Source organism: Ruegeria sp. HKCCD7303 (assembly GCF_013111185.1).
In the GTDB taxonomy this organism is placed as follows: Bacteria; Pseudomonadota; Alphaproteobacteria; order Rhodobacterales; family Rhodobacteraceae; genus Ruegeria.
In genome coordinates, this window is record NZ_WVRE01000008.1 from 71,408 (window position 1) to 85,630 (window position 14,223).

The following is a 14,223-nucleotide window of genomic DNA, read 5'->3' on the forward strand; positions in this document are numbered from 1 at the left end:
ATGGTTCTCCCTCCCTTGTCTTGCTGGGCTCAGTTGCCCAGAGCGTTTATCTGATCCAGAACGCCTTCGGGCCATGAACCTGCGAACTCGCTGTCCAGATACATAGACTGTACCTGATCGCGGAACGCCGCGAGATCGGGTTCATAGATTTCCATGCCTTGCTCTTTCAGGAAGCTGACAAGATCTTCTTCTTTCTGAAGCTGCTTCTGACGGCCTGATTCAGCTGCTGCGTCCGCAGCTTCCTGAACCTTGGCTTGCTGTTCCGGTGTCAGCCCGTCCCAAACCTCTTTGCCGATAGCGATATAGTTCAAGTCGACCAAGTGCGATGTCAGTATGATCTGATTGGTCACTTCGTAGAATTTGGCATCAACAACGGTTGGCAATGGGTTGTCCTGACCGTCAACGGCACCGGTCGACAGAGCTGTGTAAACCTCTGAGAACGCCATTGGTGTCGGGGCAGCACCCAGCGCTTTGCCAAGGAATTGCCACGCATCTGTGCCCGGCATCCGCAGGTTCACACCCTCCAAATCAGCCGGGGTGCTGACGGTCAGTTCATCCTTGGGTTGGCGCAGGTTCACCTGACGACGGCCCAGATACATGACCGACAGCAGTTTGACGCCCAGTTCTTCTTCGGCCTTTTGCTTAAAGGCATCCATCAAGGGATCGTTGAAGACAGCCACCTGATGCGCGGCGTCCTGGTGGACATAGCCTGCTGTAAAGATCGAAAACTCGGGGAAGAACTGTGCCAGTTCCTGCGCCGAGGTGATCGACATTTCCAGGTTGCCTCGGCTGATGGCGTCCAACTCCGTACCTTGGGCGAAGATTGTGCCGTTATAGCTGGGCTCATACGTCGCAAATTCAGCGACCATGGGTGCGAAAACCTCGGCCATTGCGACCGAGCGCTGATCGGTCTCCGATCCTGATGTTGCGAGGCGAAGTTGCACTTTGTCTTCCGCCAGCGCACCACTTGTTGCGCTAAACAGAACACCGGTTGCGACCAGGGCTGATACAGCAGCCCGGCGGGTAAGTTTGGTAATCACTTTGCTCCTCCCTGAGACATCATGATGCTTCTTTTTTGCGATTCAGAGTTTTGACCTATTTTGGAGTTTTTGCAAGATGTTTTACAAAATATCAGATATTTTTCATTACTTGCAATCTCTGTTGCTGCGTTTCCTGAAGGGTTCTTATCCTGACAGTCTCGCCAGTTCTGCAAGAATTCTGAATAGCTTCAATAACTTGAAGCGTTCTGAAACCTTCCCATCCAGACACAATCGGCTCTGCTCCGTTCCGAGCTACTTCAACAAAGTGCCTGAGTTGATTGACCAGAGGGTCAGACGCACCCTTCTTCAGCGCGGTTGATGAGATTGGCGTCCACCAATCCCTTTGCTCTCTCTGGTAACTCCACAGGCGAAGATCGGGAACGGACAACGAACCATGAGAACCACCTATCATGTAGCTACTCTCAGTGGTTGAAGGATAGATTGGATATTCCTGAGACGTCATCTCCCAGCTCCATGGGGCAACGATGCTGTCGGACACACTTATGGTTCCTATCGCCCCGCTTTCGAACGTCAACAGAGCACCGGCAACATCTTCGTTGTCGTAACCCCGCTGCGAAGCAGCCGACTGAGCCTGTACAGTCATAACTTCTCCGGCCAAGTACCGCAGCAGATCAACATCGTGGACAAGATTGACCGAGATGGGCCCTGCACCGGGTTTCTTTCTCCAAGGCGCAGCATCAAAATACTCGTCTGGCTTATAGAACCAGCAATTCGCATGGACAGCGCGCACATCTCCAATCTTCCCATCGACAATGGCTTCCTTAGCCGACCGGATCAGAGGATTGTGTCGACGATGATGTCCGACCATCAGTGGCACATTGGCCTTCTCCGCTGCTTGAACAAGCTCAAGTGCAGCGGTGGCTTCCACGGCGATCGGCTTTTCGACAAGAACGGGACAACCATGTCGAACACACGTGAGGCCTTGTTCGACATGAAGCGTGGTCGGGGTCGCCAGAACAGCTCCGTCTGGCGTCTGATTTGCAAACATTTCCTCGAGGGTTTCGTAACATGCAACCGCATGCTCAACGGCGTAAGCACGGCCTTCATCGCTGGGGTCGACCACCGCGACGAGATCAACATGGCGCAACGCTCGGATAGCATCTGCGTGGCGGCGTCCAACAAGGCCGATGCCGACAATGGCAATGCGAAAGTTCTTAGACACTTTGCTTCCTTCCGGAGGGTCCGGAAAATCCCGAAACCGATGATTGCGATCGGGCTGCTTTGCCCAACTTGGCCACGACCGTATTGGGGTTTTCGCGATTCCGCAATAATGTATGATATTTTTATTTTTACCATACATCAGTTTGGATTGCTGATGTCTCTGAAAAATGCTAATTGAACGAGGAAACTGATAATATCGGGTGAAACGCATGGCGAAACAGCCGTCTACGATAGGTGCAAGCACCTATCAGCGCATCAAGCGGGACATCATCTTCGGGGAGTTGCAGCCCGGCTCCAAACTGAAGCTGGACGCCTTGAAGGAACGCTACTCTGCAAGCCTTTCGACACTTCGTGAAACGCTGAACAGGCTCGCCAGCGACGGATTTGTCGAAGCTCCTGAGCAACGGGGGTTCCTGGTTACACCGGTCTCCCGTGAAGACCTGATCGAGATATCAGAGCTGCGTGTCCTGTTGGAATGCCACGCGTTGGAGTTATCCATCGAGAATGGTGACACGGATTGGGAGGGGAACCTCGTCGCCGCGCATCATAAGCTGCATTTGATGGAGCAACGGCTTCTCAAAGGAGATGACTCTGAGAAAGAAACCTGGAAGAGGTACGACTCGGAGTTTCATCAAGCAATGATAGCAGCCTGCAACTCCAAGAATCTTCTATCCCTTCACTCAATCATCTATGACAAATATCTTCGCTACCAGATGCTCGTACTGACCTATCGAGGTGAGGTAGCAGCCAAAGAACACAAACACATGTTCGATGCCGCATTGGCCAGAGACGCGAATATGGCCAAGAAACTGTTGGAAGATCACATCCGAAACGGCCTCGCCCACACGTTGGAGGCTATGTAGGCCATTCCGCCGTGCCGCAATTGCGGCGGCCTCCAACTCGGAGCAACGCGGTGATGTCCAATATCTTTTGATCGAATTCGCCAGTCAGGGCACCGCTACGACAATTGACCTTTCGGCTTACCCCTTGAAGGTCACTGCACGCATATTTTACAGAGTGTTAATGTGTGGGGTTTGTGTCCAAGACGGACCTCCGCTACCATCATCCAGAAAATTTTTTTTGAATGAACCCTTCGTGGGCGAACTGGACCTTGGCCTAGAATAAACCTCTTTCAAATCTGTCTTTGGACGACGATCAAATCTGAGCTCGTCAGTTAGCAGCCGTGACTGGGAAGCCCGCCGAGATTTCGAAAGCCGCCGCTTTGAGTTTGTGAGGCTAGAAACCGCTAATACGCTCGATAAGCCAATACATCGACACGGAACCGATGCCGTAGGCGGCGACAACTGTTGCCCTTTGGCTGATCGGAAACGCAATCACACGCCAGATCATCAAAGAAAGCGCCAAGGCTGTGATGAAAAACAGCTGACCGGCTTCAACGCCCAGATTGAACGCAAGCAATGCTGCGGGGATGTCGTTTGGCGGCAGACCAATATCGGCCAATGCCCCAGCAAAACCAAGACCGTGTAAAAGCCCGAATCCGAAACAGACGATCCAGGGTTTTTGACTTGAAAGCCGGAACCGTCCTTCACCGCCTTTGACAATCTCCATCGCCAGAAAAACGATCGACAAGGCGATGACGGCCTCAACTGGTGGGCCGGGAACGTTCAGAACGCCAAAGGTTGCAAGCGCCAATGTTATCGAATGCGCAAGCGTGAATGCTGTTACAGCTCCGACCAACCTCCACGGATCGCGAACCAAAATGAACAGCGCTAAGACAAAAAGCAAATGGTCCCAGCCTTCCAGTATGTGCTCGAACCCCAACTGGAAATAGGCGACAAATACTGACGATGTCGTCTGTTCAGATGGAATGTCCTGAACCGCGGCATCTGGCGTGAAACGAAGCGTCGCGGGCTCGGATTCTAGTGGGTGCAAACGGACCAAAACATCGTTTTGCTGAGCCTCAAGGCCCTCGATGGCGATGGGTTGGCCCGTGATCGTTGCGTCGCACTCGGCAACCCAGGATGAAACCCATGCTCGCCCGTCGAAAGCCGGGTCAGGCCCACGTGCAGGAGCGCATCCATCCGGCAAAACAGCATCAATCGCCATTGGCTGACCACTCACATCTGGCTTCCGCCAATGAACGCTCCACGTACCTGGCCCGATTTGACGCATGTCCAGGTATCCCGGATCAAGCGCATGCGCTGCCACGTTACCTACGGGCCAAGCGAACAGAAGCGCAAGCACTATGCAGATCAAAGCCCTCATTCGGTCGCGCCTGACAGGTCGGGCACCACAATCTTGTACGTACCCGCAAGAGCTTCATACTGCGCTTGCGCCAGATCTTCACTCATGGCGCGACGCCAATCCCGTAAAACCGCATCGTGAATGTCTGACAAAGCCGGCGTTTGGCTGGGCTCAATGGCGGTCACCTGAACAAGGTGAACCCCGTAACCTGACCGGATCGGACCGACCCACTGGCCAGCTTCGAGCTCTAACAGAGCGTCGGAAAATCCACCTCCAAAGACCGAGTCCACCACTCTGGTCACGGTCAGGGGCATTGAGGTCGGCAAGAGTGTCGAAGCCCCGTATGCAGACATGTCTTGCCCCTCGTCTAGCGCAACCAGGGCCGCCTCAAGTTCTGCATCACTTGGCCGTTCGCCCAAAAAGACCTGATTGAACGCCACCTTGTCGGGGGTAGCATAGCGTTCAGGACTTTCTTGAAGAAACGCCTCTAGATCCTCATCTTCTGGAACCACTGATGTGGCGATCGCTTCTGTAAGAAAATCCATCTTCTGACTTAGACGAGACCTGATCACGCTATCCCCACGATCAAGGCCAAGTTTTCGTGCCTCCCGCACAAGTACCTCTTCGCGAATTGACGCGTTGACCAAGGCTTGCAGCTCAGCATTGTCGGGCGGGCGTTTCCACCGCGCTTCAAACTGAGTAGACAAAAGCGCGATATCGTCTTGGTCGAATGTTATCGTTTCAAGGTTTTCGACAGTCTGGTCGTTCGGCGCAACGATATGGAACCAAATGAAAATTGCTGCCCCAATCAAGAAAAAGTGGAACAGGGGTTCTTTCAAAAATCGCATGAAGTCTCCTGCGTAAAACGTGCTCTGGTTCTACGTACTGATGCTGGCATCAGCTGATCGGGTCTTGCAAGAAAATGAATGCTATGAGCATTGCAGAAGTTTCAAACGACCACCGAGGTAGCGGCGGCTACCTCGGCTTCGAAATCCGTGAAGCATGCAATTCACTCGGACGGCGTATACCAAATCGGCGAGGAATAAGCGCGTTCTTGATGCGTAAGAACCGCATCTTCGGGCAGGTCGATGCCATATCTCAGCTTGTCATACAGGATCCAACGCGGGGTTGGGATTTCCAGAGCGCGAACGTAATAAAATGCCCGGGCATTCGGATCGAAATCCGGGTCTGACCAAACGGTGACAAGTTCGGCGGTTCCGATTGTGTTGGTCCAACTGGCGGTGTCTACATCCACGGTGTTTCCAACGGCGGGGATTTTGCCGTTTTCGTCAGCTTCGCGGTTATCCGACCAGGCAACGTCATAAACCTTCTCTTGCAGCGTGCCTTCGGAATCCAGCCACCCTTTGATCACCTGCACGCGATCCAGATTGGCACCAACCGGGTCGCGCAATGCGGCGATCAGGAAGCTGGGTGCACCATCGCCCTCTCGCGGGCGCAAGTCCGAACCCATTGGCACACCTTTGGTGTAGCCCACATTCGCAAGGAAGCGGGTTTCAACATCGGCATCGCTGAAGTCCCAACCACCAAAGAACCGCAGGCCAATCCGCGGTCCCGTGGTTGCGTAAGTCTCGCGTCGCTTGAACGCATCGAAGATCGCGGAACGCGTATTCTCGGTCGCCCAAACAGCCGTATATCCGGACGCCACAAGAAGGTCGCCGGGAATTTCGCCTAGATCATTTGCAATGAAAGGATGTTTGATCCGAGATGCAGAAGGCTCGACACTGACGGACTTTCCAAAAAAGTTGTCTTCCTCGGCAGTGGCCAAAGACGTATGACTGTCCGTCGCCCCGCCCATACCGAACTTATAGGGGTTCACTCCGAACTTTTCTTCCAGCATCAAACCGCGCTTCAGGGCTTCGCGGGCGTATTCTCCGGCTAGCATATCATCGGTCTTCAACTCGGTAATATCGAGATTGCCAACGTCCCAGTTTTCATAGTCTGCAAATTCGTCATCCGGGCTCAGGAATGGGTGCGCTTCGCCATCACCTTTGATTTGAGTGACCTCATAGTGGGGTTCCCATTTTGCGCGGGCCGCAACGTATTCTTCGTCAACCTTGCCGCCGTGATACGTGTCTTCGGTAGGGAACATCCATCCGTTCGACAAGTTACCGTTATGGGCAAAGGCAACTGCGCGTCCCCCTGTTTTCTCCTGATACTCTTCAAGCCAAGCATAAAGCGACTTTGGGTCTGTGTCGCCGTAGGGTGGTTGCGTGACCGGAGGCACCATTTGCAAGGCCCGGATCGGCCCGTCACGCAGCATGACGTTTCGGTGCAGGTTGAATCCCTTGGGGACCGAGGTCCACTCGAACCCGATGAACGCCGTAAAATTACCCGGATCATTATGACGCTCGGCCGCCAAAACGATATGCTCCCAAGTGAAGGCAAAAGCGTCGGCGCCCGGGCTGTACGACTCAAGAAGAACTTCCGGCAGGGTCATTTGCGAAAAGTTTGTGATGATATCAAAGGCAGTTTTCCCCGCCTCTTCGCCGCCCGCTTTGTAACCTTCGTACCATTCCAGACCTTTTGGGTCAGCAAGAACACCGGGCTTGCCGGCTTGTAGATCCGGGGCAAACCCCATCAGGTCCGTGTGGTCAGTCAGAACCATCCAATCCAATGGTCGGGCCAGCCGTACAGCTTGGCCTGTCGAGGAAATGACCTGTTCGCCTTTTGCGAACCGCCACGCTTCGTCAGGCAACAAGGTGTTTCCAAAGGCACCGGCATCAAGTGACAATCCGGTGTGCAAGTGTGTGTCGCCCCAGAGGGGACGTTCCGGAAAGGTACGCTGCGCATAAGGGGAATACGGTTGATCAGAAAACAGGCCTTCAGCTGCCTGTTCGCTCGGAACGGCGTCAGCCAGACCGTTTGTTGGTGCCACAAGCAACGATAGAATACAGATGGAAATTCGATTCATAGTGCCCCCCTAATGCAATAATTCATGGCGAAATCGCAGAGCTTTCAGTAGCTCTTTTTATATTCGATTTTGTTTATAACATACCTGGCCAACCCGTGTTAATTGATTTGTTCGTAAGGTCATTTCCGGTGCCGGCCATCAAGGTCGGAGGGCGTAGATCCAACGCTGGTCAGAAGCCCCAGAAGTGCAATCAGGCAGTCCGTTCCGGGCTTGGGTCTGCCAGCGGAGGGATTGGACAAACAAAGTTCCCTCCCGATACTGATCGGCAATTCCAAAACCAACCTACTCAGTTGACAATTCAGTTCCCAAAACGAAGTTGATCATAAACTGAGTTGCAGGGTCTGTTTCTTCCTCAGCAGCCAAAGCCTCAAACTGTTGATGTAAAACCGTTCGCCCCCAATCCCGCGTTCCAACAGCAATTTGGACAGCCAAGTCACTATTCCCGGTTAACGTCTCAGACAGGGTTCGTAAGGCTTCTGGTCTTAACCTTGGCTGCGTTGAACCGGCCTCGGTCAACGCGCGGATCAGCAATTTCTTGTCTTCTGACGCCCTTTGTGGATTCTGAAGCGCAAGGCCAATCGCTCTGATTGCAGATGTATTTTCAGCCTCTATCCCAGCTAGGGCCCATTCGTAGCCGTTGAAACCACCGGACTTCAAGGACTTGGCGAAGCCGGAGCGTACGACTGAACGCGCGTGAGGATCAGTTTGTAACCCCAGCAAACGAATTGCAGCCGACCTGTAGGCAAAGCGGTTCAAGTCATTCAACTCGCTAACAATCTGCTCTGTCGAATACCTGCCACCCAAGGGACGCACGCGTGCATACGGCGCAAGGCCGATTTCGACCAATGCCATGTTATGCAGCGCTTGATCCGGGTGCCACAGGTATTCAGCAAAGAACAAAACTCGCTCTGCGCTGTCTCTTTCTCCATAGGCCCACAGCCGACCCGTGGTTTGAAGTTTCTCAAAAAACGCAGTTCGGTCCGGGTTCATTATGAATATGCGCTGCCACGCCCTTGAAAGTCCGCGGCCAGCGTTATCCCTGTAAGTCGGCCCATACGTGAGCAGAACGGTTCGCGTCGGATCGGCACGGAATGCTCTGCGCGTAACACTATCAATCAAAAAAGGGATTTCCGGCACAGCACTAAGACGTTCGGGACTTCCTTTAAGGATTTTGCGCGCTGTAAATCTGAATGGATTTTCTGTTGTCGGGCCAGCCAGCACAATGACTTCCGCCGATAGTATGTGATCCGCGATGGATGCGTCCGGCAGGTCTGTACAAACTACACAGGCATATGAAGCCCGAGGCGCAACCAGCCCGAGAATGCATATCAGAATTGCAAGATGCTTTCGCAGCATCGGGCATACAATCTTGATTATCCAGTTTTGAACAGCCATCGGTAAATACAGTTACCAAAAAAGATGGTGTGGCGGAATGCTGTCGATGTCTTTGGTCATCGCGTCGACCGAGGTTATCGAAACTTCTACGGAAGCGTCACTTGCGGCACGGCGCGCGTAGCTTCACGGGTTTGTTCCGTCCCATCAGCTTTAATGCGGACAGTCAGCGTTTCCGATCCGCTGAAACGGTCGAAATAAGCAAAATCGAACCTGTCCAGCGCGCTCATGTCCTGACATTGAACGACATAGTCCGCCTGAAATTCCGCATGACTTTCGTCGGTCGGCGATCCGCTGGACGCGCGGCCCGTATCGTTCTGATCCACAATCTGGTGCATTAGGATCACATTGGCAGAAGTCGTGAAGCATCCTGCTTCGAGCGGGACAACAAACAGGTCAAGCGGCTTGGACAGCTCGGACATCGCGATTGCAACTTTCGTGCGCTCATCGTCGTTGGAGATCGGAGCTTCGAACCCCACGACATCCACGGTTGGCACATTGAGTTTCAGGGAAAACCCGGTCTGGGACAAGACAACATCCAGTCGACCAGCATCACGGTGATCAGGCGTTGTAACTTGCGTCGCTTGCGCCGCAAGAGCTGCGGGGAGCAGGGACATGGCCAAAACAGCACACTTCATCAACCAAACCACCACAAACAGAATCACCGAGTTAATTCTAACGGGAAGCACCCGCCGCGCAATCGCAACCGCCCGCTCCGGCCCTACCAGATATGGGGAGGGTAGCGTCACTTAAACATAGATTCTAAACCTGACAATAAAACTCAGGTTGACATTGTTGACTATTTCACTCAGTTACTCCAAGGCAATATCAGCGGGGCATTCCCGCACGAGTAGATAAGAAAGCACCACTTCCATGACAAAATTGTTTGCTGCAGCCAGCTCTCTGACACTTTGTGCAGCGACCGCTGCATTTGCCGCTGACGCGCCCGTGAAAACGGATGTGCTTGAAAACTACGCCAATATTGCCGAAGCGAAATTTGAAGACAGCCTCATTGCCGCGCAGAGTTTGCAATTATCGGTCGATGCCCTGATTGCCGATCCGTCGGATGACACGCTGAACACAGCCCGTGCGGCATGGATCGCGGCGCGCGTACCCTATCAGCAAACCGAGGTTTATCGCTTTGGCAACGCCATCGTTGATGACTGGGAAGGCAAAGTGAATGCGTGGCCTCTGGACGAAGGTCTGATCGATTATGTGGATGCGGCCTATGGCGGCGCCACCGACGAGAACGAATTCGCCGTTTTGAACGTCATCGCCAACCCTAGCTTCGAGTTGTCGGGCATGCCCATTGACGCGAGCGAAATTACCCCCGAACTGCTGAGCGAAACGCTGCACGAGGCCGATGGAATCGAAGCCAACGTGGCAACAGGCTATCATGCGATCGAGTTCCTGCTATGGGGGCAGGATATGAATGGCCACGGCGCAGGTGCAGGCAACCGCCCGGCCACCGACTATGCGAAAGGCGATGACTGCACCGGCCGCAATTGTGACCGTCGCGCCCAATATCTGAGTGCTGCTACCAATCTGTTGGTCACTGATCTTGCCTGGATGGCAGATCAGTGGAAGGAAGGCGGAGCAGCCCGCGCCGCCCTGATGGAGAACGAAGCCGCAGGCATCAGTGCGATCCTGACAGGCATGGGGTCACTGTCTTACGGTGAGCAGGCCGGTGAAAGGATGCGTCTGGGGCTTATGCTGAACGATCCAGAAGAAGAGCATGACTGCTTTTCGGACAACACCCATAACAGCCATTACTACGATGGCCTGGGTGTCCAGAACGTCTATCTGGGCAGCTACACACGCATCGACGGCACCCCGGTTTCGGGCGCGTCCCTGTCGGATCTGGTTGTCGCAACCGACCCGGCGCTGGATACCGAGATGAAGGCGAAACTGGCCAGAACCATGCAAGCATTGGGCAAGATCAAGTCGACCGCCGAAGCGGGGTTTGCCTATGATCAGATGCTGGAACGCGGCAACGAAGGTGGCGAAGCCCTGATCATGGGTGGCGTCAACGGTCTGGTCGATCAAACCAAAACCATAGAACGCATCGTGACAGCACTTGAACTGGACGGGATCGCGTTTGAAGGGTCCGACAGCCTGGATAACCCCAACGCCGTTTTCCAATAACCCCCGAGCGGGCCGGGAAGATCTGTTTCCCGGCCCATATCCCCACCTGATCGCCTGAAAAAACCGAGCCAACGACAATGATTGTCTGCCACTGCACCAACATCTCCGATCATGATATCCGCGCGACCATTGACTGGATGCGATCGGCGGACCCGTAGACAGTAATCACCCCCGGTAAAATCTATCATGCCCTTGGAAAGTCGGCGGATTGAGGCGGGTGCATGCCCCTTTTCCTAGCCACGATGCGGTCAAACGATAGTCTGGAATTACCGATGCAGCTCCGCGCTTTGCGTGCCGGAGTAACACAGGAGAAAGCAGATGAAAGGCGATCCAAAGGTCATCGAATACCTCAACAAGTCTCTGCGGAATGAGCTGACCGCCGTAAGCCAGTATTAGCTGCATTATTGGCTGCAAGAGGATTGGGGTCTTGGACATATGGCCAAGAAAAGCCGCGAGGAAAGCATCGAAGAGATGCAGCACGCGGACAAACCGATCGAGCGGATCATCTTTTTGGAAGGCCACCCCAACCTGCAGAAACTGGACCCGTTGCGCATTGGACAAACGCCCAAGAAAACACTGGAATGTGACCTTGCTGCCGAGTTGGACGCGCGTGCTCTTTATGCCGAAGCACGCGATCATTGCCGCAAAGTGGGCGACTATGTCTCAATGTCGCTTTTCGAAGGATTGATAGCGGATGAAGAAGGTCATATCGACTTCCTCAAAACGCAGCTCGACCTGTACGAGAGGATCGGCGAAGCCAATTATGCACAACTCAACGCGTCAAAAATGGACGAAGGTGAGTAGCCTTTTTGCCTTGATGGTGGCCGCTTTTGCGGCTGCCCCTGCCCTGTCTGCCGATCTGAAGGATCTGCATCTGAACATCACCCCTCGAACCACGGATGAACGCGCCCGCATCGCCGGCGTCACAGCCCCACCGCAGGACTTCAGCGCACCGCAGCCGTTTGAAGAGCTCTCTGCCGGGGCCGCGACTGTACGAGTGCGCAATAACGCAGATGCGTTTTCACAGCCCTCTGGCAATCTGAGCTTCGATCAAGAGCTGGACTTCAAGGTCGGCAATGGGTTGTTCAAAAAAATCTGGGTCTCGTCGCCTTCCTCCACGCTGGCCTCTGACGGGTTGGGGCCGCTGTTTAACGCACGATCCTGCCAACGCTGCCATATCAAGGATGGACGCGGGCATACCCCGAACGGGCTTGAAGACAAGGCGATTTCCATGTTCCTTCGGATCTCGATCCCCGGAGCGCCAGAAGATGGCTATGCCGAGATCGCAGACTATGTCGCCACCCTTCCCGAGCCCACCTATGGCGGACAGATGCAGGATTTTGCACTAGCAGGGCATCCGGCGGAGTACCGGCTGGATATCTCGTACGAGGAAATCCCGATCGCGTTGTCAGGGGGTGAAACCGCGTCACTGCGCCGCCCAACCTACCGGGCAGCCGACCTTGGCTACGGGCCCCTGCACCCCGAGGCGATGCTAAGCCCACGGGTCGCCCCTCAGATGATCGGGCTTGGCCTGCTTGAGGGGATCCCAGTCGAAGATCTATTGGTCAACGCTGATCCTGAAGATGCGGATGGGGATGGCATTTCGGGTCGTCCCAACATCGTCTGGTCCTTGGAATATGGCGCACCGATGATGGGTCGGTTCGGGCATAAAGCGGGAATGCCGACAATCATGGAACAATCGGCTGCGGCATTTGCCGGGGATATTGGAATTTCCAGCCCACTTTATCCTGCCCCGCAAGGCGATTGCACCGAATTGCAGGTGAATTGCGTTGAAGCACCTCATGGCGACAATGATTTGCGCGGGTTCGAGATTGATCAGTTGGGCATGGACCTGGTGGCCTTCTACAGTCGCAATCTGGGGGTGCCCGGTCGCCGGGATGTAGACAGCCCCGAAGTGCTGCGCGGCAAGGAAGTATTTCACGCCACCGGTTGCGCTTCCTGCCACACGCCGTCGCATGTCACCCACCGCATGGACGACCGGCCCGAACATAGTTTTCAGCTGATCTGGCCCTATACCGATCTGCTGCTGCATGACATGGGCGACGGTCTGGCAGACAATCGCCCCGAGGCCCGCGCAACGGGCCGCGAATGGCGCACACCGCCCTTGTGGGGTGTCGGCCTGACTGAACGCGTCTCGGGCCACACTCAGTTCCTGCATGACGGGCGGGCGCGCAATCTGTTAGAGGCGATCCTATGGCATGGCGGCGAAGCACAAGCTGCACGCGACAGCGTGGTGTCGATGCCCAAACCGGACCGCGATGCCCTGATCCGTTTCCTGGAGAGCCTTTAAACATGCGTTACCTTCCTCTTCTCGCTGCGTTGATAATGCCCGTCGTGTCACTGGCACAAGATCGCGCACCGATCCTCATGGATGTGACCGAAACGCATATCCTGCCTCGGTTCGACAAGCTGCCCGAGACAACAGGTGCTCTGGTCAGTGCCGCGTTGGTGGATTGCACCCCGACCTCACCCGGGCTGCGTGCCGCATATGATGACGCCTTTGACAGCTGGATTTCCGCCAGCCATCTGCGATTTGGCCCAACCGAGGTAGATGACCGCGCTTTCGCAATGGCTTTTTGGCCCGACACGAAAGGTTTCACCTCCAAGGCGCTGTCGCAACATATCGCCAGTAAGGATGAAGCGGTCCAAAGCCCCGAAGCTTATGCCGAGACGTCCGTCGCAGGGCGCGGTTTCTTTGCGCTGGAACAGATGCTTTACGACCCCGCCTTTGCTGATCAGGGCGATGCAGAATACCGCTGTGCTCTGATTCAGGCTATCACGGCGGATATCAGTGCCAACGCACAAGCAATGGCCGAAGACTGGCTGAGCTATGCCCCAAACCTAACCCGACCCGGAGAGGACAGTCGCTATCGGACGCAGGATGAGGCGATGCAGGAGTTATTCAAAGCCCTGTCTACAGGTCTTGAGTTCACCGCCGAAACCCGGCTGGGTCGTCCATTGGGCACATTCGACCGCCCCCACCCCAACCGCGCAGAAGCACGCCGGTCCGAGCGGTCCCTGCACCACATAGAGCTCTCGCTGATCGCCCTGCGCGATCTGGCCGCCCGGCTGTCCTTCGATTACCCCGAAATTGCAACCAATCTGGACGCTGCGTTTGCGCGCGCCATCGAGAAAGCCCAATCCATTGATGATCCCGCGTTGGCGGGTGTCGCTGATCCGCAAGCGCGGTTCCGCATCGAGGCCCTGCAACAATCCATTCGCGACATCCGCGCCATTGCCTTCACAGAACTTGGCCCGACACTGGGGATCAGCGCAGGTTTCAATTCGCTGGACGGAGATTGATCA

Annotated in this window: 11 protein-coding genes and 2 pseudogenes; 6 read left to right on the forward strand and 7 right to left on the reverse strand. The window is 54.8% G+C overall.

Features of this window, described 5'->3' with window-relative positions:
• Positions 1-29: 29 nt before the first annotated feature.
• Both GS630_RS18195 and GS630_RS18200 read right to left on the reverse strand, forming a co-directional pair.
• The gene (locus tag GS630_RS18195) at positions 30-1,040 is read right to left on the reverse strand and encodes a TRAP transporter substrate-binding protein DctP (RefSeq protein ID WP_171621269.1); all 1,011 of its coding nucleotides are present in this window, start codon (positions 1,038-1,040) and stop codon (positions 30-32) included.
• Between the two features lie 91 nt (positions 1,041-1,131).
• Positions 1,132-2,361 carry a Gfo/Idh/MocA family protein gene (locus tag GS630_RS18200; protein WP_253285944.1) on the reverse strand — a complete coding sequence of 410 codons (1,230 nt, stop codon included), beginning with the start codon at positions 2,359-2,361 and terminating at the stop codon, positions 1,132-1,134.
• A gap of 70 nt (positions 2,362-2,431) precedes the next feature.
• On the opposite strand from GS630_RS18200, the gene GS630_RS18205 reads away from it, so the two are divergent.
• Positions 2,432-3,085: a GntR family transcriptional regulator gene (locus tag GS630_RS18205; RefSeq protein WP_170612103.1), complete on the forward strand. Its 654-nt coding sequence runs from the start codon at positions 2,432-2,434 to the stop codon at positions 3,083-3,085.
• Positions 3,086-3,458: 373 nt separating this feature from the next.
• Here the strand turns inward: GS630_RS18205 and GS630_RS18210 are convergent, their stop codons facing one another.
• The 5 genes from GS630_RS18210 to GS630_RS18230 all read right to left on the reverse strand — a co-directional run bounded on the left by GS630_RS18210 (position 3,459) and on the right by GS630_RS18230 (position 9,368).
• Positions 3,459-4,448: a HupE/UreJ family protein gene (locus GS630_RS18210; RefSeq protein ID WP_171712153.1), complete on the reverse strand. Its 990-nt coding sequence runs from the start codon at positions 4,446-4,448 to the stop codon at positions 3,459-3,461.
• Positions 4,445-5,275, reverse strand: coding sequence for a peptidyl-prolyl cis-trans isomerase (locus tag GS630_RS18215; RefSeq protein ID WP_171621270.1), 831 nt, complete (start codon positions 5,273-5,275; stop codon positions 4,445-4,447). Before GS630_RS18215 ends, GS630_RS18210 begins: the two co-directional genes overlap by 4 nt.
• A gap of 161 nt (positions 5,276-5,436) precedes the next feature.
• The gene (locus GS630_RS18220; protein ID WP_171621271.1) at positions 5,437-7,359 is read right to left on the reverse strand and encodes a DUF3604 domain-containing protein; all 1,923 of its coding nucleotides are present in this window, start codon (positions 7,357-7,359) and stop codon (positions 5,437-5,439) included.
• 282 nt (positions 7,360-7,641) lie between these two features.
• Positions 7,642-8,754: a hypothetical protein gene (locus GS630_RS18225; RefSeq protein WP_171621272.1), complete on the reverse strand. Its 1,113-nt coding sequence runs from the start codon at positions 8,752-8,754 to the stop codon at positions 7,642-7,644.
• A gap of 86 nt (positions 8,755-8,840) precedes the next feature.
• On the reverse strand, positions 8,841-9,368 hold the full coding sequence (locus GS630_RS18230) for a DUF2796 domain-containing protein (RefSeq protein ID WP_171238594.1): 528 nt from the start codon (positions 9,366-9,368) through the stop codon (positions 8,841-8,843).
• 256 nt (positions 9,369-9,624) lie between these two features.
• Between GS630_RS18230 and GS630_RS18235 the strand changes: the two genes are divergently transcribed.
• From GS630_RS18235 to GS630_RS18250, 5 genes and pseudogenes are all read left to right on the forward strand, one after another.
• Entirely contained in the window at positions 9,625-10,896 is a 1,272-nt protein-coding gene (locus GS630_RS18235; protein WP_171712155.1) for an imelysin family protein, read from the forward strand.
• 77 nt (positions 10,897-10,973) lie between these two features.
• Positions 10,974-11,267 (forward strand): annotated as a pseudogene (locus GS630_RS22445) (bacterioferritin-associated ferredoxin).
• A pseudogene (gene bfr, locus GS630_RS18240) lies at positions 11,215-11,700 on the forward strand (bacterioferritin). The pseudogenes GS630_RS22445 and bfr overlap by 53 nt, the downstream one beginning before the upstream one ends.
• 13 nt (positions 11,701-11,713) lie before the next feature.
• Entirely contained in the window at positions 11,714-13,207 is a 1,494-nt protein-coding gene (locus GS630_RS18245; RefSeq protein WP_171621318.1) for a di-heme oxidoredictase family protein, read from the forward strand.
• Between the two features lie 2 nt (positions 13,208-13,209).
• Complete coding sequence (locus GS630_RS18250; protein WP_171621274.1) at positions 13,210-14,220, forward strand: imelysin family protein; 1,011 nt, start codon at positions 13,210-13,212, stop codon at positions 14,218-14,220.
• Positions 14,221-14,223 lie beyond the last annotated feature (3 nt).

Excerpts from the sequence above, each read along its gene's own strand:
- GS630_RS18215 (WP_171621270.1), bottom strand. The coding sequence starts at position 5,275 with ATGCGATTTTTGAAAGAACCCCTGTTCCACTTTTTCTTGATTGGGGCA.
- GS630_RS18220 (WP_171621271.1), bottom strand. The coding sequence starts at position 7,359 with ATGAATCGAATTTCCATCTGTATTCTATCGTTGCTTGTGGCACCAACA.
- GS630_RS18245 (WP_171621318.1), top strand. The coding sequence starts at position 11,714 with ATGGTGGCCGCTTTTGCGGCTGCCCCTGCCCTGTCTGCCGATCTGAAG.
- GS630_RS18250 (WP_171621274.1), top strand. The coding sequence starts at position 13,210 with ATGCGTTACCTTCCTCTTCTCGCTGCGTTGATAATGCCCGTCGTGTCA.
- GS630_RS18230 (WP_171238594.1), bottom strand. The coding sequence starts at position 9,368 with ATGTCCCTGCTCCCCGCAGCTCTTGCGGCGCAAGCGACGCAAGTTACA.
- GS630_RS18200 (WP_253285944.1), bottom strand. The coding sequence starts at position 2,361 with ATGTATGGTAAAAATAAAAATATCATACATTATTGCGGAATCGCGAAA.
- GS630_RS18205 (WP_170612103.1), top strand. The coding sequence starts at position 2,432 with ATGGCGAAACAGCCGTCTACGATAGGTGCAAGCACCTATCAGCGCATC.
- GS630_RS18225 (WP_171621272.1), bottom strand. The coding sequence starts at position 8,754 with ATGGCTGTTCAAAACTGGATAATCAAGATTGTATGCCCGATGCTGCGA.
- GS630_RS18235 (WP_171712155.1), top strand. The coding sequence starts at position 9,625 with ATGACAAAATTGTTTGCTGCAGCCAGCTCTCTGACACTTTGTGCAGCG.
- GS630_RS18210 (WP_171712153.1), bottom strand. The coding sequence starts at position 4,448 with ATGAGGGCTTTGATCTGCATAGTGCTTGCGCTTCTGTTCGCTTGGCCC.